Here is a 17,678-nt window from a genome sequence, read left to right on the forward strand (position 1 = left end):
AAATTTGGGGGGCTGATCGGTTGTCGATGGGTGCTGTCAGGGCGCGCACTTCAGGGCAGGCTGCTGGGGCTGGTCGCCGCCGGGTTGCTGCGGGCCGCTGCCGGCGGGCGGGGTCTGGCCCGGCGGGAGGATGGGCAGGCCGCCACTGCCGCCGCCACCACCACCGCCGCAGGCGGCGAGGCCAAGGCACAAGACGAGACCCGCCGCAGCGAGGCCGTACCGGGAAGAAGCTGATTTCATGAGGTGTCCTTTGGAGTCGGTTGGGCGTGAGGGAGAAAGCAAAAAAGCGAAATCGGAGGCAAAGCCGCTCCCCTGCGGGCCCGCGAAGGGCTCGCACCGGAGTCGGAAGAAAGTCGGGGAGTGGGTGGGGCTAGCGCTCAGGCATAGCGGCTGCGCAGGCGGGCTGCGACCCTGTCGAGCACGAGGACCGTCAGAAAGATCGCGATCAGGATCGTTCCGACGTGCGCATAGTTGTACATGTCGTAGCGGCCCTTCAGTTCCTGGCCGATGCCGCCCGCGCCCACCAGGCCCACCACGGTGGCCATGCGCACGTTGCGGTCGAGCACGTAGAGCGTGTAGGCAATGAACTGCGGCATCACCTGCGGCAGCACCGCGAAGCGCATCACCTTCAACTTGTTCGCACCGATGGCACGCAGGGCCTCCTGCGGCTTGTCGTCGGCGGTCTCGATGTCTTCGGCGTAGAACTTGCCGAGAAATCCCGCCGAGTGCAGCGCGAGGGCCAGCACGCCGGCGATGGGGCCGAAGCCGTAGGCCAGCACCAGGAAGAGCGCGCTCACCAGCTCGGGCACCGCGCGGAACATGCCCACCACGCTGCGCGCCAGCGTGTAGACGGCGCCGTTGGGCGTGTAGTTCTTCGCGCTGCACCAGGCGAGCGGCGCGCTCAGCACGATGGCCAGCAGCGTGGCCCAGATGGCGATCTCGAAGGTCTCGAGCATCTTCACCGCCACATGCCAGAGATAGCCGAAGGGCTCGACCAGCACCTCGCGCCGGTCGACCTCCTCTTCCATCTGCAGCGTCTGCGGATTGAGCTTGGGCTGGCGCGATTCCTCGGTCTCGACGTGCGAGAACCAGGGCAGCTGGTTGCGGTCGAAGCCCTCGATGCGTGCGACCTCGGTGCGCTCCGAGACCTGCGGCGGAAAGAGCGAGCGCGCGATGGTGCCCAGGCCCGAGAGCACCTGCGACTGGTCGCGCAGGCCCACGGCGGCGAGCACGCCTTCGCCGGTGAGCAAGAGCATGCGGCCCATCTCCACACGCTGGCCGGCGAAGAAGCCGGCGACGAGCACGATGAACAGCACGACGAGGCTGCGGGTGCCGAAGGGGCGCGGCAGTTCCCAAGCGGATGCGGGTCTTGTCATTGCGCCATCTCCAGCAGTCCCGCATGGCCGGTGTGCAGCGGGAGCACGGCCTCGGGTTCGGTCAGTGGACCTTGCGGTTGCGAAGCAGTCGCGGGCCGGCCGTAGATCGCATCGAAGACCTTGGGATCGAAAGCTTCGGGCGCGCCGTCGAACACCACCGCGCCGTGGCGCAGCGCCACGATGCGGTCGGCGAACTCGCAGGCCAGCTCGATCTGGTGCAGGCTGCAAAGCACCGTGGTGCCGCGCTCGCGCGCCTCGCGCCGCAAGAGCGAAAGCACGTCGTGGCTGGTCTGCGGATCGAGGCTCGCCACCGGCTCGTCGGCGAGCACCAGCGGCGGATCGAGCATGAAGGCGCGCGCGATGCCCACGCGCTGCTGCTGGCCGCCCGAGAGTTCGCTCACGCGGCGCAGCAGGTGCTGCTCCTGCAGCCCGACCGATTCGATCAGCGCGCAGGCCTTGGCGCGCTGCGCGTCAGTGAACAGGCCCAGCAGCGCGCGCCACGTCGGCATTGCGGGCAGCGCGCCGGCCAGCACGTTCTCGGCGACGGTGGAGCGCAGCACGAGGTTGAACTGCTGGTGGATCATGCCGATGCGCGGCCGGACGCGGGCCAGCGCCGCCGCCACGATCGGCACGCCTTCGACCTGCACCGCGCCCTGCGTGGGCTTGACCAGTCCGTTGGCCATGCGCAGCAGCGTCGACTTGCCCGCGCCCGAGGAGCCCAGCACCACGCAGAACTGGCCGGCCGGCACCTGCAGCGAAACGCCGTCGAGCGCGCGCGTGCCGTCGGCATAGCGCATGGCGACCGAATCGAAGTTCAGCATGGCCGTGCTCAACGCTCCGCGGCCTTGGCGAGGATGCGGCCCTTGAGCTCGTCGGTCAGCAGGCCGAGCTTCTCGGCGGCGACGTTGAACTCGTCTTCCGAGAACTTCGTGTCGTAGCCATCGATCTTGCCGCCGCCGTAGCCGCGGATCATGTCGGGCGTGATGCCGGGGGCCTTGTTCACCGTCTGGAAGGCGTCCTTCAGCTTGGTTTTCAGCGGCTCGGGCAGCTTCGAATTGAGCGCGAGCGGCGGGTACGGAATGGCGATGCTCTTCGCGATGACCTTCACCGTCTTCGGATCGACGGCGCCCTGCTTCACGGCCTTCTCGTACGAGTCGAACGAGAGCGAGGCCACGTCGACCTGGTCCTGCACCAGCGCGGCCAAGCTGCTTGCGTGGCTGCCGGTCATGCGGATGGCCGAGAGGTCCTTGGCGGGGTCCATGCCAGCGTCCATGAGCATTGCAACCTGGAAGGTGAAGCTCGACGCCGAGTTGACGTCGCCGAAAGCCACGCGCTTGCCCTTCACGTCCTTGATGGCGGCGATGGGCGCATTGGCCTTGGCGAACATGCCGGCGTAGTACACCGAGGCGCCCTTCTCCACGCCGACCGCCAGCAATTGCGCGCAGCCGCGCTTGTGGGCCTGTACATAAGACACGGGCCCGAAGAAAGCGATGTCGGCGAGCTGGTTGCACATGCCCTCGACCACGGCGCCGTACGACTGGCCGACCTTCAGGTCGAAGTTCAGGCCCGTGGTGCGGGTGATGGCATTGAAGACGGGCGCGTAGTCGGCCTTGGTGCCCGACTCGGTGCCGCCGTCGGCGGGAATCAGCAGCACGCGCAGCGGATGCTCGCGCGAGCCGTCGGCCACGGATTGCGCATGCGCCGGCAGGGAAAGCGCAGCGGACAGCGAGAAGACTGCGGCCGCGACGGCGAGGAGCTTTTTCATGATCGGTTCCTTGGTTTCGGATCGGGATAGCGAGCGGGTTCATCGCTCGGATGCCGTTGAGCTTAGAAACCAAAGATGACAAGAAAATGAAATTAGCTCAATTCAAAATCTCAAAAACACTGAGCAATGTTCAATAGAATCCGCTGCCATGGCCGAGATACCGGTCGGCCGACACCGGAGATCCATGAGCACGAATTTCAAGACAGCAACGGCAACGGCAACGGCAACAGCGAAAGGCGAATGGCTCACCCAGGCCCGCCACCTGCTCGTCGACCTCGACGGCACGCTGGTGCGCCAGCAGGAAGCGATCGACGGCGCGGCCGAACTGCTTGCGCACTTTCACGACCGCTACGCCATCGTTTCGAACAACTCCACGCACACGGCCCAGGGCCTTGCGCAGCGCCTGCGCCGGCTGGGCCTGCGCGTGCCGCCCGGGCGCATCGTGCTGGCCGGCGAGCTGGCGGTGCGGCAGCTCGCGCAGCAGCACCCGGGCGCGCGCGTGCTGCTGATCGGCAGCATCGCGCTGCAGCGCTTTGCGCGTGCCGAGGGCTGCGACCTCGTGCAGGCGGATGCCGACTTCGTGCTGCTCGCGCTCGACATGCATTTCAGCCACGCACGCCTGGCCGCCGTCGCGAACGAACTGCTGCGCGGCGCCAGGCTGATGGTGACCAATGCCGACGCCACGCACCCCGGCCCGCAAGGCCGCGTGGTGCCCGAGACAGGCTCGCTGCTCGCAGCGGTGATCGCCGCGAGCGGCGTGCAGCCGTGGCGCGTGATCGGCAAGCCCGCGCCGCTGCTGTTCGAGGAAGGCCTTCGCCGCCTGGGCGCCGAACCGGCGTCCACCGTCGTCATCGGCGACAACCCGCTCACCGATGCGGAAGGCGCCGCGCGGCTGAGCATCGGCTGCCTGCTGGTGGGTCAGGCGCCGGGTGCCGTCGCGCCCACCGTGGCCGGGTTGTTCAGGCCCTCGGCACCTGCGCAGGAAGACGCGCCTCAGTACCTCTTGAGCGAGAGCACGTCGAAGGTCTGGCGCAACGTGCGCACCGAGGTGTCGTAGTCCGAGAGCGCGAGGCAGGCGATCAGCACATCGATGATCGCCAGCTGCGCGAGCCGGCTGGTCATCGCCTCGGTGCGAAAGCTGGTTTCGCGCGCCATGGTGAACAGCACCACGTCGGCAAAGGCCTGGAGCGGCGACTTGCCGAAGTTGGTGATGCACACCGTCGAGGCGCCCGCCTCCTTGGCCAGCCGCGTGGCCGTGACCGTCTCGTGCGTGCTGCCCGAGTGCGAAATGGTGAGCACCGCCACCTTCGGATCGGTGAGCGAAGCGCTGATGGCCTGCACGTGCGAGTCGACCACCACCTTCGCGTTCAGGCCGATGCGCAGCATGCGGTAGTGGGCGTCTTCGGCGATGGTGGCGGAGCTGCCGATGCCGTAGATCTCGATGCGCTCGGCCGCGCGAAACAGCTTGACCGCGCGCTCCAGCGCCTTCGCGTCGAGCGTGGCCTGCGTGTCGCGCAGCGTCTGCACATTGCTCTGGAAGATCTTGCGGATCACCGCGTCGGCCTTGTCCTGCGGATCGAGGTCTTCATGGATGAACTGCACCGGCTGCACGACCTCCTGTGCGAGCGCGATCTTGATCTGCTGGAAGCCGGTGGCGCCGAGGTTCTTGCACAGGCCCACGATGCTGCCTTCACTGGAGCCGGTGCGCTCGGCCACCTCGCTCACCGACATGTGGACCACCTCGCGCGGGTTCTTCACGATGAAGTCGGCAATGCGCTGGCCCACGGGGCCGAGCGACGACCACAGCGTCTCGATGCGCGCGAGCACCGCCGAAGGCGGCACGTCCGGCATGGCCGGGGGCGGTGCGGCGGCCTTGATGCCGGGGGATCGGGTCGTGCCGGGGCTGCTGCTGTTGCGCTTCATGGGGGGCGAGCTTAACTGCCCGTGATGGCGGTTCTGCGCACGATGGCGCTGCACGCGCAAAAACGGGAAAACGGGCCGCGGGGCCCGTTCGTCGTCATGGCAGGGACCGCACAGGACGGTCCGCCTTTCGTTCTCAGAGGCCGGCTTGGCGCGTGAACGACACGCTGGGCTTCTTGTAGGCAGAAGGCACTTCGTCGCGGTAGAAGGCGCGGCGGTCGAGGCTCGCGAACGGATCGTGGGCCTTGGCAACGGCTTCGGCCTGGATGGTCGCGCGGTTCGCGGTCGAGGTGAAGGGTTGCGCACCGGCGGTGGCACCTTCGCCGTATTCGTTGCCGGCGCGTGCGGCGGCAACGGCTTGCGAAGCGACTTCCGCACGCGACACCGACGAGTTCACGGTGTGCACGCCGTCATAGGTTTCTGCTTGCGCACCGGCGGCAGCCAGGAGCGAGAGGGCAGCAGCAGCGAGGATCTTCGAGGCATTCATTTCAATCTCCTTCAAACGGTTGGTTGGTGAGGAGAAGTTTGATCCTGAAGCCCTTCAAAAAACCGCGGCAAAAAGAATCGCGGCGTTCACAAGATTGAAACAATCGTGAATTGCTCCAGCTTGCTACACGGCCGCGCCCTTGCGTGCAGCATCAATGCGAAATCATCCAGGGCCGCTTCGATGGCGCCGACTTCGCACCGCTCGGCGCGGTCACCGTCGCGCTGCGGCGGGACGACCCCGAGCAGCAGCCGCAACCCGCGGGATGCTTGAAGCGCGCGTAGTCGCGGGAGCTCCCGGGCTCGTGCCGCGCGCGCTCGTTGGTTTCCATGGCACTGCGTGTGCCCGAAGCCATCAACGCGAGCCGCGGTGCGGCCGAAAGTACACGCGGAGAAGCGCATCCGCAGTCGGGGCACGCGGCCGGTTCGTCGCGCTGGCCCGAAGGCCGCAGCGCATCGAAGCCGCCGCATTGCCCGCAGGCGTAGTCGTAGGTCGGCATGGCTGGTTTCTCTTCAGCGCAGGTCGTGCGACAGCGGCATGTCGATGCTGCCGTCGATCATCTTCACCGGACCCGAGGCGTTCGGGTTGATGTCGAAGTCGAAGATGCCCGTGGGCAGCCACAGCGTGGCGCACGAGTTCGGCACATCGACCACACCGCTGATGTGGCCTTGCACCGGTGCCGTACCGAGAATCGAATAAGCCTGCGCGCCCGAGTAGCCGAACTTCTTCAGGTACTCGATGGCGTTCAGGCACGCCTGGCGATAGGCCACGTTCACGTCGAGGTAATGCTGCTTGCCGCTCTCGTCGACCGAGATGCCTTCGAAGATCAGGTAGTCGTTGTACTGCGGCGTGATCGGGCTGGGCTTGAAGATGGGGTTCTTGATGCCGTACTTGGCCATGCCGCCCTTGATGAGCGTGACCTTCATGTGCACCCAGCCCGCCATTTCGATGGCGCCGCAGAAGGTGATTTCGCCGTCGCCCTGGCTGAAGTGCAGGTCGCCCACGCTCAGGCCCGCGCCATCGACGTACACGGGAAAGAACACCTTCGAGCCGCGCGACAAATCCTTGATGTCGCAGTTGCCGCCGTGCTCGCGCGGCGGCACGGTGCGGGCGCCTTCCGCTGCCGCCTTGTCGCGGGCTTCACCGGTCATCTTTCCCATGTGGGCGGTGCCGGCGAACGGCGGATTGGCGAGGCCGGGCACGCGGTCCGGATCGGTGGCGATGAGCTTGCCTTCGCGCTCGTTCCACATGTCGAGCATCGGCTTGTCGGGCAGGCAGCCGATGAGGCCGGGGTGGATCAGTCCCGCGAAGTTCACGCCCGGAATGTGGCGCGAGCTCGTGAACATGCCCTTGAAGTCCCAGATCGATTTCTGCGCTTCGGGAAAGTGATCGGTAAGGAAGCCGCCGCCGTTCTTCTTCGAGAAGAAACCGTTGAAGCCCCAGAGGCTGTCCTGCTTGGCGCCGATGTCCAAGAGGTCGACCACCAGCAGGTCGCCGGGCTCCGCACCCTTCACGCCCACCGGGCCTGAAAGATAGTGCACTGTGCTCAGGTCGATGTCGCGCACGTCGTCGGCGCTGTCGTTGTTCTTGATGAAACCGCCGGTCCAGTCGAAGGTCTCCAGGATGAAGTCGTCGCCCGGGTTGACCCAGCAGGCCATCGGAATGTCCGGGTGCCAGCGGTTGTGGATGTTCTCGTTCTCCGTGGGCGATTTGGTCAGGTCGACCTTGATCAGCGTGTCCGTCATTTGCAGTGGCTCCTGGGGTTGTGGTTAGACAGAGAGATAGGCTTTGATGTGATCGACATCGGTCTTGTCGCGCGCGGTCTCGTGCACGAGGCGGCCGCCTTCGATGACGAAGAGCCGGTCGGCCACGTCCATCGCGAAACTCAGCACCTGCTCGGACACGACGATGGTGATGCCGCGCAGCTTGCGAATCTCGTTCAGCGCCTTGGCGATGTCCTTGATGATCGAAGGCTGGATGCCTTCGGTGGGCTCGTCGAGCAGCAGCACCTTGGGGTCGGTGACGAGCGCGCGCGCAATCGCAAGCTGCTGTTGCTGACCACCCGAGAGGTTGCCGCCCTTGCGGCGCTTCATGTCCCAAAGCACGGGGAAGAGCGCGTAGATCTCTTCGGGAATGCGTCTGGTCTTGGAGTTCTCCAGGCCGGTCTGGATGTTCTCTTCCACCGTCAGCGTCGGGAAGATCATCCGGCCCTGCGGCACGTAGGCGATGCCCTTGGCCACGCGCCTGAAGCTCTCGTCGCGCGACACGTCCTGGCCCGCCACTTCGATGCGTCCGCTCTTGATGGGCAGCACGCCCATGAGGCTCTTGAACAGCGTGGTCTTGCCCATGCCGTTGCGGCCCATGATCGCGACGGTTTCGTTGGCATGTCCCACGAACGAGATGCCGTGCAGCGCCTCGCTCTGGCCGTAGGCGGTATGCAGGTCGTCGACCTTCAGCATGATGTTGCTCATGGTTCAGTGCCCCAGATAAACGTCGATGACCTTCGGGTCCGCCTGCACCTTCTCCATCGGCCCTTCGGCGAGGATCTTTCCCTGGTGCATCACGGTGACCTTGTGCGCGATCTGCTTGACGAAGGCCATGTCGTGCTCGATGACGATCACCGCGCGGTTCTGGCAGATGCGCTTGAGCAGGTCGGCGGTGAGTTCGCGTTCGCGCGCACTCATGCCGGCGATGGGCTCGTCGAGCATCAGGAGCTCGGGCTCCTGCATCAGCAACATGCCGATCTCCAGCCACTGCTTCTGGCCGTGGCTCAGAAGGCCAGCTTCGGTGCGCAGCTTGTCGGCAAGGCCGATGTCTTCGGCCACGGCCTGCACCTTGGCCTTGACCTCGTCGTCGCACTTGAACGCCAGCGCGCCGAACACCGAGCGGCCTTTCGGAAAGGACACCTCGAGGTTCTGGAACACGCTCAGGTTCTCGTAGATCGACGGCGTCTGGAACTTGCGGCCGATGCCCAGCCGCACGCGCTTGTGCTCGGCCATCTTCGTGAGCTCGGTGTTCTTGAACTTGATGCTGCCGCCGCTCGCGCGCGTCTTGCCGCAGATCAGGTCGAGCAGCGTGGTCTTGCCGGCGCCGTTGGGGCCGATGATCACGCGCAGTTCGTTCTTGTCGATGTAGAGCGTCAGGTCGTCGATGGCCTTGAAGCCGTCGAAGGAGACGGTGAGGTCTTCCACGGCGAGCGCGAAGTCGGTGTTGCTCATGAGGGTGTTCCGGGTTCAGGCGCGTTGGCTGCCGACACCTTCGGGCAGGTGGGGTTCGGGCGATACGACGGGTGCCGCGGGCGTCATCGGCATGGCGGGCGGCGGCTGCACCGCGGCCTCGCGCAGCGCCTGGCGGCGGCCCTTCCACCAGGGCTTGATCTTTTCGTCCCACAGGCCCGCGAGCCCCATCGGGAACGCCATCGTCACGCCGATGAAAAGCCCGGCCATCAGGAAGAGCCACAGGTCCGGAAAACTCTCGGAGAACAGCGTCTTGCCCGCATTCACCAGCAGCGCGCCGTACACCGCGCCCACCAGGCTCATGCGTCCGCCGACCGCGCAGAAGATCACCATCTCGATGGACGGCAAGATGCCAACGAAGCTCGGCGACATGAAGCCCACCTGCAGCGCGAACATCGCGCCGCCGATGCCCGAGAGCCCGGCCGCGAGGCAGAAGATGAAGACCTTGAAGTTCGACACGTCGTAGCCCGAGAAGCGCACGCGGTCTTCCTTGTCCCGCATCGCGAGCAGCAGCGTGCCGAGCTTGCTGGTCTGGATGAAGCGGCACAGGAGGATGCTCGCGACCAGGAGGCCGACGCACACGTAGTAGAGGATGTACTTGGCGCCGTCGGTGCGCGTGTCCCAGCCCAGCATGGTCTTCAGGTCGGTCATGCCATTGACGCCGCCCGTGTAGCCCTGCTGGCCGATGATGAGCACGGTGCAGATCAGCGCCACCGCCTGCGTGATGATCGCGAAGTACACGCCGCCCACGCGACGCTTGAACATCGCGAAGCTCACGAGCCACGCCAGCGCCATCGGTGCGAGCACCACCAGCGCGAGGCTCAGCGGCAGGCTCTTGAACGGCAGCCAGAGCGTGGGGAGTTCGGTGATCTGGTTCCAGTCCATGAAGTCCGGAATGCCGGGAGTCGACTGGATCTTGGTGGTGATCGGGTCGGAGGCTTCGAGCTTCAAAAACATCGCCATCGCATAGCCGCCGATGCCGAAGAACACGCCCTGCCCCAGGCTCAGCACGCCGCCGTAGCCCCACACCATGACGAGCCCCACGGCGACGAAGGCGTAGGTGAGGTACTTGCCCACGAGGTTCAAGCGAAAGATGTCGAGCGAGAGGGGCAGCACGACCGCCAGCAGCAGCACCAGCAGCAGGAGGCTGCCCAGCTGGTAGCGCAGGATCGAGGCCTTGATGAAATTCATCGGAACGTTCTCCAGGAAGAAATCGGGTTCATCAGCGGCGGACCTTGACGGCGAACAAGCCCTGCGGCCGCATCATCAGGATCAGCACGATCAAAGAGAGCGTCAGCACCTTGGCCATCGAGCCGGTCATGAAGAACTCCGAGATCGACTGCGTCTGCGCAATGCCGAAGGCCGAGACCACGGTGCCCAAGAGGCTCGCGGCGCCGCCGAAGGTGACGACCAGGAATGCATCGACGATGTAGAGCGAGCCCGAGGTCGGCCCGGTCGATCCGATGGTGGTGAAGGCCGCGCCCGCCATGCCGGCAATGCCGCAGCCGATGGCGAAGGTCAGGCGGTCGGTCTTCTTCGTGTCGATGCCGGTGGCATTGGCCATCGTGCGGTTGGCCACGGTGGCGCGCACGCGCAGGCCCCAGCGGCTCTTGTGCAGCGCGATGAGCACGCCGCAGGTGACCAGCCCGGTGAGTGCGAGCACGAAGAGGCCGTTGATCGGAATGTCCAGGCCTTCATGCGGCGTCCACGAGCCCATGATCCATTCCGGCAGCGTCGGGCTCACTTCCTTCGGGCCGATGAAGGTGCGGAAAATCTGCTGCAGCCCCAGGCTCACGCCCCAGGTGGCGAGCAGCGTGTCGAGCGGGCGCTTGTAGAGGTGGCGAATCAGCACCCACTCCACGATCCAGCCGACGATGAAGGCGAACACGAACGCCAGGCCGATGGCGATCGGAAAGTAATACGGCATGAACGCGGGCGCCATGCTTTCGGTGACGCGCGCGGCCAGGTAGATCGAGTAGGCGCCGATGGTCATGAACTCGCCATGCGCCATGTTGATGACGCCCATCTGGCCGAAGATGATCGCGAGGCCCAGGCCCATGAGCAGCAGCACCGCGAAGAGGCTCAGCCCCGCGAAGCCCTGCATGAGGCCGATGTTCATCATGTCCGACAGAGTCATGGCGGAAGTTCCGGAGAGTTGGATTTGCTCCCTCTCCCGCACGCGGGAGAGGGTTGGGGTGAGGGCCGACGGCCTTCTTGCGCTGTTTACTGGTAGCCCTTGGGGAACGGATCGGGCTTGATCAGTTCAGCCGATTCGGCAACCACCTTGAACGTCCCGTCGAGCTGCCCCTGACCGATGCGCGCCTTGCTCCACAGGTGGTGGTTCGCATCCAGCTTCACGTAGCCCTCGGGTGCCGTCTTCAGCTCGATGCCCGGCGAACCCGCCACGACCTTGTCGACATCGAAGCTGCCCGCCTTCTCCACCGCGGCCTTCCACAGCCACGGCCCGAGGTAGCCCGCCTGCGTCACGTCACCGATCACCGCGTCCTTGCCGTACTTGGCCTTGAAGGCGGCCACGAACTTCTTGTTGTTCTCGTTGTCGAGCGACTGGAAGTACTTCATCGACGAGTAGAAGCCCGCGAAGTTCTCGCCGCCCACGCCGGTCATTTCGTCTTCGGTCACGGCCAGCGTCAGCAGGAACTGCTTGTCGCCGGTGATGCCCGCGGCCTTCAGCTGCTTGTAGAAGGCCACGTTCGAGCCACCCACCACGGCAGCGAAGATGCAGTCGGGTTTGGCGACCTTGATCTTGTTGATGAGCGAGTTGAAGTTGGTGTGGCCCAGCGGGTAGTACTCCTCGCCCTTGACCGACCCCTTCTGAAAATTCTCGATGTGCTTGCGCGCGATCTTCATCGAGGTGCGCGGCCAGATGTAGTCGGAGCCGACGAGGAAGAAGGTCTTGGCCTTCTTCTCCTTCGCGCCCCAGTCCAGGCCCCAGATGATCTGCTGCGTGGCCTCTTGCCCCGTGTAGATCACGTTCTTGCTCTGCTCCAGGCCTTCGTAGAAGGTCGGGTAGTAAAGGAGGCCGTTTTCCTTCTCGAACACCGGCAGCACGGCCTTGCGCGAGGCGCTGGTCCAGCAGCCGAACACTGCCGCGCAGTGGTCGTTGACCAGCAGCTTCTTCGACTTCTCGGCGAAGGTGGGCCAGTCGGAGGCGCCGTCTTCCTTGATGACCTTGATCTTGCGGCCCAGGATGCCGCCCATGGCGTTGATCTGGTCGATGGCGAGCTGCTCGGCCTGGATGGAACCGGTCTCCGAAATGGCCATGGTGCCGGTGGACGAATGCAGCTGGCCCACCGTGACTTCGGTGTCGGTCACCGCGAGCTTGGTCGTGTTGACCTTGGCGGTGGGGAACTGCGACTGGCCGAAGCTCAGGCCGCTCAGGCCCATCACGGGCAACGCTGCGGCGCCCTGCAGCAGGCGTCGGCGGCGCAGGGCCATGGCGTCGAGGGCATCGAAGGAGGGATCGGAATCACGCGGCATCAGGAACTCCAGGCAGGTTGAGAAGCAGGTTGGGAAGGGTGAGCCGCGCACCATCGCAGTGCATCGGACGGTGCCCCGAGCACCATGGCTGGTACTTTAGAAATCAGTTCCTCTCCGGCGAATACGTCATTCAACGTAGCGGCGGGAACCCGCCCTGCCCGCAGACTCGCAAGCCGGCCACCGGTGGAAGAAGGCACAGGGAGCGCTTCTTGCTGTACCTGCCCATGCCACCGCCGCCGCGAGAACCCGCCATGACATCCGTCTCCGGACAGAAGATCTTTCGCATCCGCCGCGACTACAACGCCTGGGTCGCGAACGAGACGCTGGAGGACTACGCGCTGCGCTACACGCCGCGCAGCTTTCGCAAGTGGTCCGAATTCCGGGTGGCCAACGCGGCGTTCGGCGCCACTTCGTTCCTGGCGCTGGAGGCGATCGGCGGGGCGATCGCGCTGAGCTACGGGTTCTCGAATGCGCTGTGGGCGATCCTGGTGGTGGGGCTCATCACCTTCCTCACCGGCCTGCCGATTTCCTACTACGCGGCCCGGCACGGCGTGGACATGGACCTGCTCACCCGCGGCGCGGGCTTCGGCTACCTGGGCTCCACGCTCACCTCGCTGATCTACGCGAGCTTCACCTTCATCTTCTTCGCGCTGGAGGCGGCCATCCTCGCGCTGGCGCTGCAGATGTACCTCGACTGGCCGCTGTGGCTGCTGTACCTCGTGTCGTCGATCGTGATCATTCCGCTGGTGGCGCGCGGCATCACGCTCATCTCGGGGCTGCAGCTGTGGACGCAGCCGATCTGGATCGTGCTTTTCGTCTGCCCCTTCATCGCGGTGATGGTGAAGAAGCCCGAGCTGTACGCCGACTTCACCGGCCTCGTGGGCCGCACCTCCGACAGCAGCGGTTTCGATCCGCTGATGTTCGGCGCGGCCGCCACCGTGGCCTTCTCGCTCGTGGTGCAGATCGGCGAGCAGGTCGACTACCTGCGCTTCCTGCCCGAGAAGACCGCCGCCAACCGCGTCCGCTGGTGGACCGCGGTGCTGGTCGCGGGGCCGGGCTGGATCGTGCCGGGCATGCTCAAGATGATGGGCGGCGCCTTTCTCGCGTTCCTCGCGCTGCAGCACGAGATACCGGCCGCGCATGCGATCGAGCCGACGCAGATGTACCTCACCGGCTTCTCGTATGTGCTGCGCGATCCGGCGTGGATCCTCGGCGTGACGGTGCTCTTCGTCGTCGTCTCGCAGATGAAGATCAACCTCACGAACGCCTATGCGGGGTCGCTCGCGTGGTCGAACTTCTTCGCGCGGCTCACGCATAGCCACCCGGGTCGCGTGGTGTGGCTGGTGTTCAACGTGGCCATCGCAATCCTGCTGATGGCGCTCGGCGTGTTCGCCGCGCTGGAGCATGTGCTGGGCTTCTACAGCAACATCGCCATCGCATGGGTCGGCGCGCTGGTGGCCGACCTCGTCATCAACAAGCCGCTGGGCTGGAGCCCGAAGACCATCGAGTTCAAGCGCGCGCACCTGTACGACATCAACCCCGTGGGCCTCGTCGCGATGCTGATCGCGGCCGCGCTTGCGATGCTGGCGTACTCGGGCGCGCTGGGCCAATGGGCGAAGGCCTTCTCGCCCTTCATCGCGCTGGCGACGGCGATGGCAGTGTCCCCGCTGCTCGCGTGGAAGACGCGCGGCCGCTACTACCTCGCGCGCACCGACATCGACCGATGGGCGCCCGGCCAGAGCGTGAAGTGCTCGGTGTGCGACAACAGCTTCGAATCGGAAGACATGGCGCACTGCCCGGCCTACAGCGCGCCGATCTGCTCGCTGTGCTGCACGCTCGAATCGCGTTGCCACGACCGCTGCAAGACCGACTCGCGCGCCGCCGAGCAGATGAGCGGCTGGCTGCAGGCGCTGCTGCCGCCGGCGCTCTCAGCGCGGCTCAACTTCCGCGTGGCGCACTACCTGCTGGTCGCCACCTCGCTGATCGCGCTGCTGGCCACGGTGGTCGGCGTGGTCTATGCGCAGGAGGCCATCGCGGGCACGAGCGATCCGACCTTGTCCACGGCTTTTCTGAAAGTGTTCGCGCTGCTCTCGGTCGTGGCCGCGGTGGCCGCATGGTGGGTGGTGCTGGGCAGCGAGAGCCGGCAGATGGCGCAGGAGGAATCGAACCGCCACAACAACCTGCTCGCGCTGGAAATCGAAGCTCACCGCCGCACCGACGCCGCATTGCAGACCGCCAAGGAAGCGGCCGAGGCGGCCAACCAGGCCAAGACGCGCTACGTGGCCGGCATGACGCACGAGCTGCGCACGCCGCTCAACAGCATCCTGGGCTACTCGCAGATCCTGCTCAAGGGCGATGCGGCCGCACCGCCGCGCGAGGCGGTGCAGACCATCCACCGCAGCGGCGAACACATGCTCGGCCTCATCGACGGCCTGCTCGACCTCGCGCGCATCGAGGCCGGCCGCCTGCAGCTCGAACCGGCGCCGCTCGCGCTGCCGGCTTTTCTCGACCAGTTGGAGCACATGGTGCGGCCGCAGGCGGAGAACAAGGGCCTGGCCTTCGTCTTCACGCACGCGGGGCAGTTGCCGGCCTGGGTGCATGCCGATGCCAAGTGGCTGCGGCAGATCCTCATCAACCTGCTGACGAACGCGGTGCGCTTCACCGACAGCGGCACGGTCACGCTGCATGTGGACGCGCGGCGCGAGGTGCTGCGCTTCGATGTGGTCGACACCGGCATCGGCGTCGCGCCGCAGGACCACCTGCGCATCTTCGAGCCCTTCGAGCGCGGGGCCGCCGGGCGCCGGCGCGGCGAGCCGGGCACGGGGCTGGGCCTCACGATCACCGCGCTGCTGACCTCGCTGATGGGCGGCGAGCTGGTGCTGGCGCAGACCTCGCCCGCGGGCAGCACCTTCAGCGTGCGCGTGTACCTGCGCGAGGTGGCCGACCCGGGCCCGCAAGCCAGGGGCGGCGCGCTGCGGCAACCGGTGTCGGGCTACATCGGCGCGCGCCGCACACTGCTGGTGGTGGACGACCAGCCCGTGCAGCGCCAGATGCTCGCCGGCATGCTGATGCCGCTGGGTTTCGAGGTGCGCGAAGCCGCGAGCGGCACCGAGTGCCTGGACAGCCTGCGCGAAGAGCTGCCCTCGGCGATCCTGCTCGACCTCACGATGGACGACATGGACGGCTGGCAGACCGCCACCTCGGTGCGCGCCTCGGGCTTCAAGGACATCCCGATCATCATCGTCTCGGCCAACATGTTCGAGAACCAGACCGAGCGCCTGAACGCCGCGGGCTGCCAGGCCTTCGTCGGCAAGCCGGTGATCGAATCGGAACTCATCGCCACGCTGGAGCGGCACCTGGGCCTTGAATGGCTGACGGCCAGCGACGCGATGCCGCCCGCAAGCGAAGAAGACAGCGCGGCGCGCCCGCCGCAGCTCGTGCTCTCGGAAGACGACCGCGCCGAGCTGATGCGCCTCGTGCAGATGGGCCATGTGCGCGGCCTGCAGACCGTGCTCGACCGGCTCGCCGCCGCATCGCCCGCCGCGGCCGCCACCTGCACCTGGCTGCGCGGCATGGTCACCCGTTTCGAACTCGACAACCTCCGCAACGCACTGGCAGAAGATGCAGACACTCCCCTTGCCCAGCCATGAATCCGAACGCCCCGTGGTGCTGGTGGTGGACGACGCCCCCAGCAGCCTGGGCATGCTGTGCGACACGCTGGAAGCCAGCGGCTACACCGTGCTGGTCGCGGCCGATGGCGAAGCCGCGCTGCAGCGGCTCGAACTCGTGGTGCCCGATGCGATATTGCTCGACGGCCTGATGCCTGGCCTCTCGGGTTTCGAGACCTGCCGGCGCATCAAGGCCAATCCGGCGTGGGCGCACATCCCCGTGCTGTTCATGACGGGCCTTTCGGAAACCTCGCACGTGGTCGAAGGCTTTGAATGCGGCGGCGTCGACTACGTGGTGAAGCCGATCCGCGCGCAAGAGGTGCTGGCGCGCCTGCACACGCACGCGCGCAATGCCCGCATCACCCGCATGGCGCGCGACGCGGTGGACGTGGCCGGCATGGGCGTGGTGTTCGTGGACACGCGCGGGCGCATCGCGTGGCGTTCGCCGCAAGCGGCGCTGTGGCTGCACGCGCTCGAAGATCCGGTGTCGCCGGGGCTGCTGCCGCGGTCGCTCGAAGCGGCGCTCGTGGCGGGCGCGGCGATCGTCATCGGCACCGCGACGGGCATGCGGCTGTCGGTGCGCAACCTGGGCGCGGCGGCGCTCGGCGAAACCATGCTGCTGTTCGCGATGCAGCGCGACGGCACCGCTGGCGCTTCGTCGGCGCGGCTGGCCGAAGCGGCGCTCACACCGCGCGAGACCGAGGTGCTGTCGTGGCTCGCCAAGGGCAAGACCAACCGCGACATCGGCGAGATCCTGGGCACCAGTCCGCGCACGGTGAACAAGCACCTGGAGCACATCTTCGAGAAGCTCGGCGTGGAGACGCGCGCGGCGGCCGCGGCGCTCGCGAGCGGGCAGCTCGCTTAGGAGGGGTGGGTACCTACCCCCGGGTTTTCCGGTCATTGAATGCACCCGTGTTGCTCTGCAGAATGAATGCATCACCGGAGAAAAAAATGCTCTCGAAACTGCGGCCGTTTTCCTCCCCTTCCCTTTCCCCCGAAGATGCCTATCGGCAGAAGTTTCTCGACAACACCGACGAGAACCTCTTCATGGGCTCGTTCGAGAGCTTCGCCGCAGCCGAAGCCAACGCGCCGCCTTCCAAGGCCGTGGGCTACGACCATGCCGAAGCGGCCGGCCTCTACAGCCCGCAGATCTACTTCTACGACTACCCGGGCCTGTTCTGGCTGGGACGCTCGATCGATGCAGGCCTCACGCGCGTGTTCGATCTCGGCGGTCACATCGGCATCAAGTACTACGCGTTCCGCCGCGTGCTGAGCTACCCCGACAGCCTGCGCTGGACCGTGTGCGACGTGCCCAGCGTCATCGAGCAAGGCCGCGCCACGGCCGCGCAGCGCGAGGTGATCGGCCAGCTCGCCTTCACCACCGATTACCGCGACGCCAGCGGCTGCGATGTGCTGTATGCCTCGGGCAGCCTGCAGTACCTGCCGGTGCGCATCGACGGCATCCTTTCGTCGCTGGCCGCGAAGCCGCGACGCATCGTGCTGAACACGACGGCCGTGCACCCCGAACGCACGCTCTACACGCTCAACAGCATCGGCGTGGCCGTATGCCCCTACCGCATCGAGCACCACGAGGGGCTGCTCGCGACGCTGACGCAGGCGGGCTACAAGCGGCGCGACGTGTGGCGCAACGAAGGCAAGCCGATCGAGGTGCCCTTTGTGAGCGGCGGCGATCTGCCCTATTACGCAGGGTGCTGTTTCGACCTGGCCTGA

General features: G+C 66.3%; 17 protein-coding genes. 4 read left to right on the plus strand and 13 right to left on the minus strand.

From position 1 onward, the window contains the following. Nucleotides 1–36: 36 nt before the first annotated feature. The 4 genes from QFZ83_RS15745 to QFZ83_RS15760 all read right to left on the minus strand — a co-directional run bounded on the left by QFZ83_RS15745 (nucleotide 37) and on the right by QFZ83_RS15760 (nucleotide 3,141). Nucleotides 37–240 carry a hypothetical protein gene (locus QFZ83_RS15745; protein ID WP_307507951.1) on the minus strand — a complete coding sequence of 68 codons (204 nt, stop codon included), beginning with the start codon at nucleotides 238–240 and terminating at the stop codon, nucleotides 37–39. A 137-nt stretch (nucleotides 241–377) separates the two neighbouring features. Continuing rightward, a complete protein-coding gene (gene phnE / locus QFZ83_RS15750; protein ID WP_307507952.1) occupies nucleotides 378–1,376 on the minus strand; it encodes a phosphonate ABC transporter, permease protein PhnE in 999 nt (332 codons plus the stop codon). Continuing rightward, nucleotides 1,373–2,197: a phosphonate ABC transporter ATP-binding protein gene (gene phnC / locus QFZ83_RS15755; RefSeq protein ID WP_307507953.1), complete on the minus strand. Its 825-nt coding sequence runs from the start codon at nucleotides 2,195–2,197 to the stop codon at nucleotides 1,373–1,375. The genes phnE and phnC overlap by 4 nt, the downstream gene beginning before the upstream one ends. Nucleotides 2,198–2,205: 8 nt before the next feature. Beyond that, nucleotides 2,206–3,141, minus strand: a complete 936-nt coding sequence (locus tag QFZ83_RS15760; RefSeq protein WP_307507954.1) for a phosphate/phosphite/phosphonate ABC transporter substrate-binding protein — start codon at nucleotides 3,139–3,141, stop codon at nucleotides 2,206–2,208. Between the two features lie 184 nt (nucleotides 3,142–3,325). Between QFZ83_RS15760 and QFZ83_RS15765 the strand changes: the two genes are divergently transcribed. Continuing rightward, nucleotides 3,326–4,198, plus strand: coding sequence for an HAD-IIA family hydrolase (locus QFZ83_RS15765; RefSeq protein ID WP_307507955.1), 873 nt, complete (start codon nucleotides 3,326–3,328; stop codon nucleotides 4,196–4,198). Here QFZ83_RS15765 and QFZ83_RS15770 read toward each other — a convergent pair. From QFZ83_RS15770 to urtA, 9 genes are all read right to left on the minus strand, one after another. Next, nucleotides 4,135–5,064 carry a MurR/RpiR family transcriptional regulator gene (locus QFZ83_RS15770; protein WP_307507956.1) on the minus strand — a complete coding sequence of 310 codons (930 nt, stop codon included), beginning with the start codon at nucleotides 5,062–5,064 and terminating at the stop codon, nucleotides 4,135–4,137. The two genes, QFZ83_RS15765 and QFZ83_RS15770, sit on opposite strands and share 64 nt — an antisense overlap. A 133-nt stretch (nucleotides 5,065–5,197) precedes the next feature. Next, nucleotides 5,198–5,548 (minus strand): alpha/beta hydrolase, encoded by a 351-nt coding sequence (locus QFZ83_RS15775; RefSeq protein WP_307507957.1) that lies wholly within the window; start codon nucleotides 5,546–5,548, stop codon nucleotides 5,198–5,200. 151 nt (nucleotides 5,549–5,699) lie between these two features. Next, nucleotides 5,700–6,044, minus strand: a complete 345-nt coding sequence (locus QFZ83_RS15780; protein ID WP_307507958.1) for a zinc ribbon domain-containing protein — start codon at nucleotides 6,042–6,044, stop codon at nucleotides 5,700–5,702. A 13-nt stretch (nucleotides 6,045–6,057) separates the two neighbouring features. Beyond that, nucleotides 6,058–7,290: a formamidase gene (gene fmdA, locus QFZ83_RS15785; protein ID WP_307507960.1), complete on the minus strand. Its 1,233-nt coding sequence runs from the start codon at nucleotides 7,288–7,290 to the stop codon at nucleotides 6,058–6,060. 24 nt (nucleotides 7,291–7,314) lie between these two features. Beyond that, nucleotides 7,315–8,004 carry an urea ABC transporter ATP-binding subunit UrtE gene (gene urtE / locus QFZ83_RS15790; protein WP_257860511.1) on the minus strand — a complete coding sequence of 230 codons (690 nt, stop codon included), beginning with the start codon at nucleotides 8,002–8,004 and terminating at the stop codon, nucleotides 7,315–7,317. Between the two features lie 15 nt (nucleotides 8,005–8,019). Further along, on the minus strand, nucleotides 8,020–8,763 hold the full coding sequence (gene urtD / locus QFZ83_RS15795; protein WP_013541974.1) for an urea ABC transporter ATP-binding protein UrtD: 744 nt from the start codon (nucleotides 8,761–8,763) through the stop codon (nucleotides 8,020–8,022). A 15-nt stretch (nucleotides 8,764–8,778) separates the two neighbouring features. Further along, the gene (urtC, locus tag QFZ83_RS15800; RefSeq protein ID WP_307507962.1) at nucleotides 8,779–9,972 is read right to left on the minus strand and encodes an urea ABC transporter permease subunit UrtC; all 1,194 of its coding nucleotides are present in this window, start codon (nucleotides 9,970–9,972) and stop codon (nucleotides 8,779–8,781) included. A 31-nt stretch (nucleotides 9,973–10,003) separates the two neighbouring features. After that, on the minus strand, nucleotides 10,004–10,918 hold the full coding sequence (gene urtB, locus QFZ83_RS15805; RefSeq protein WP_306876953.1) for an urea ABC transporter permease subunit UrtB: 915 nt from the start codon (nucleotides 10,916–10,918) through the stop codon (nucleotides 10,004–10,006). A gap of 86 nt (nucleotides 10,919–11,004) precedes the next feature. Further along, on the minus strand, nucleotides 11,005–12,279 hold the full coding sequence (gene urtA / locus QFZ83_RS15810) for an urea ABC transporter substrate-binding protein (protein WP_013541977.1): 1,275 nt from the start codon (nucleotides 12,277–12,279) through the stop codon (nucleotides 11,005–11,007). 251 nt (nucleotides 12,280–12,530) lie between these two features. Between urtA and QFZ83_RS15815 the strand changes: the two genes are divergently transcribed. The 3 genes from QFZ83_RS15815 (at nucleotide 12,531) to QFZ83_RS15825 (ending at nucleotide 17,678) form a co-directional block, all read left to right on the plus strand. Then, a complete protein-coding gene (locus QFZ83_RS15815) occupies nucleotides 12,531–15,929 on the plus strand; it encodes an ATP-binding protein (RefSeq protein ID WP_307507964.1) in 3,399 nt (1,132 codons plus the stop codon). Next, nucleotides 15,901–16,812 carry a response regulator transcription factor gene (locus tag QFZ83_RS15820; protein WP_307507966.1) on the plus strand — a complete coding sequence of 304 codons (912 nt, stop codon included), beginning with the start codon at nucleotides 15,901–15,903 and terminating at the stop codon, nucleotides 16,810–16,812. Before QFZ83_RS15815 ends, QFZ83_RS15820 begins: the two co-directional genes overlap by 29 nt. An 86-nt stretch (nucleotides 16,813–16,898) precedes the next feature. Then, the gene (locus tag QFZ83_RS15825) at nucleotides 16,899–17,678 is read left to right on the plus strand and encodes a TIGR04325 family methyltransferase (protein ID WP_307507968.1); all 780 of its coding nucleotides are present in this window, start codon (nucleotides 16,899–16,901) and stop codon (nucleotides 17,676–17,678) included.

It is taken from the genome of Variovorax sp. W1I1, assembly GCF_030815625.1.
Classification (GTDB): domain Bacteria; phylum Pseudomonadota; class Gammaproteobacteria; order Burkholderiales; family Burkholderiaceae_C; genus Variovorax; species Variovorax paradoxus_C.

Excerpts from the sequence above, each read along its gene's own strand:
- QFZ83_RS15745 (WP_307507951.1), bottom strand. The coding sequence starts at position 240 with ATGAAATCAGCTTCTTCCCGGTACGGCCTCGCTGCGGCGGGTCTCGTC.
- phnE (WP_307507952.1), bottom strand. The coding sequence starts at position 1,376 with ATGACAAGACCCGCATCCGCTTGGGAACTGCCGCGCCCCTTCGGCACC.
- phnC (WP_307507953.1), bottom strand. The coding sequence starts at position 2,197 with ATGCTGAACTTCGATTCGGTCGCCATGCGCTATGCCGACGGCACGCGC.
- QFZ83_RS15760 (WP_307507954.1), bottom strand. The coding sequence starts at position 3,141 with ATGAAAAAGCTCCTCGCCGTCGCGGCCGCAGTCTTCTCGCTGTCCGCT.
- QFZ83_RS15765 (WP_307507955.1), top strand. The coding sequence starts at position 3,326 with ATGAGCACGAATTTCAAGACAGCAACGGCAACGGCAACGGCAACAGCG.
- QFZ83_RS15770 (WP_307507956.1), bottom strand. The coding sequence starts at position 5,064 with ATGAAGCGCAACAGCAGCAGCCCCGGCACGACCCGATCCCCCGGCATC.
- QFZ83_RS15775 (WP_307507957.1), bottom strand. The coding sequence starts at position 5,548 with ATGAATGCCTCGAAGATCCTCGCTGCTGCTGCCCTCTCGCTCCTGGCT.
- QFZ83_RS15780 (WP_307507958.1), bottom strand. The coding sequence starts at position 6,044 with ATGCCGACCTACGACTACGCCTGCGGGCAATGCGGCGGCTTCGATGCG.
- fmdA (WP_307507960.1), bottom strand. The coding sequence starts at position 7,290 with ATGACGGACACGCTGATCAAGGTCGACCTGACCAAATCGCCCACGGAG.
- urtE (WP_257860511.1), bottom strand. The coding sequence starts at position 8,004 with ATGCTGAAGGTCGACGACCTGCATACCGCCTACGGCCAGAGCGAGGCG.
- urtD (WP_013541974.1), bottom strand. The coding sequence starts at position 8,763 with ATGAGCAACACCGACTTCGCGCTCGCCGTGGAAGACCTCACCGTCTCC.
- urtC (WP_307507962.1), bottom strand. The coding sequence starts at position 9,972 with ATGAATTTCATCAAGGCCTCGATCCTGCGCTACCAGCTGGGCAGCCTC.
- urtB (WP_306876953.1), bottom strand. The coding sequence starts at position 10,918 with ATGACTCTGTCGGACATGATGAACATCGGCCTCATGCAGGGCTTCGCG.
- urtA (WP_013541977.1), bottom strand. The coding sequence starts at position 12,279 with ATGCCGCGTGATTCCGATCCCTCCTTCGATGCCCTCGACGCCATGGCC.
- QFZ83_RS15815 (WP_307507964.1), top strand. The coding sequence starts at position 12,531 with ATGACATCCGTCTCCGGACAGAAGATCTTTCGCATCCGCCGCGACTAC.
- QFZ83_RS15820 (WP_307507966.1), top strand. The coding sequence starts at position 15,901 with ATGCAGACACTCCCCTTGCCCAGCCATGAATCCGAACGCCCCGTGGTG.
- QFZ83_RS15825 (WP_307507968.1), top strand. The coding sequence starts at position 16,899 with ATGCTCTCGAAACTGCGGCCGTTTTCCTCCCCTTCCCTTTCCCCCGAA.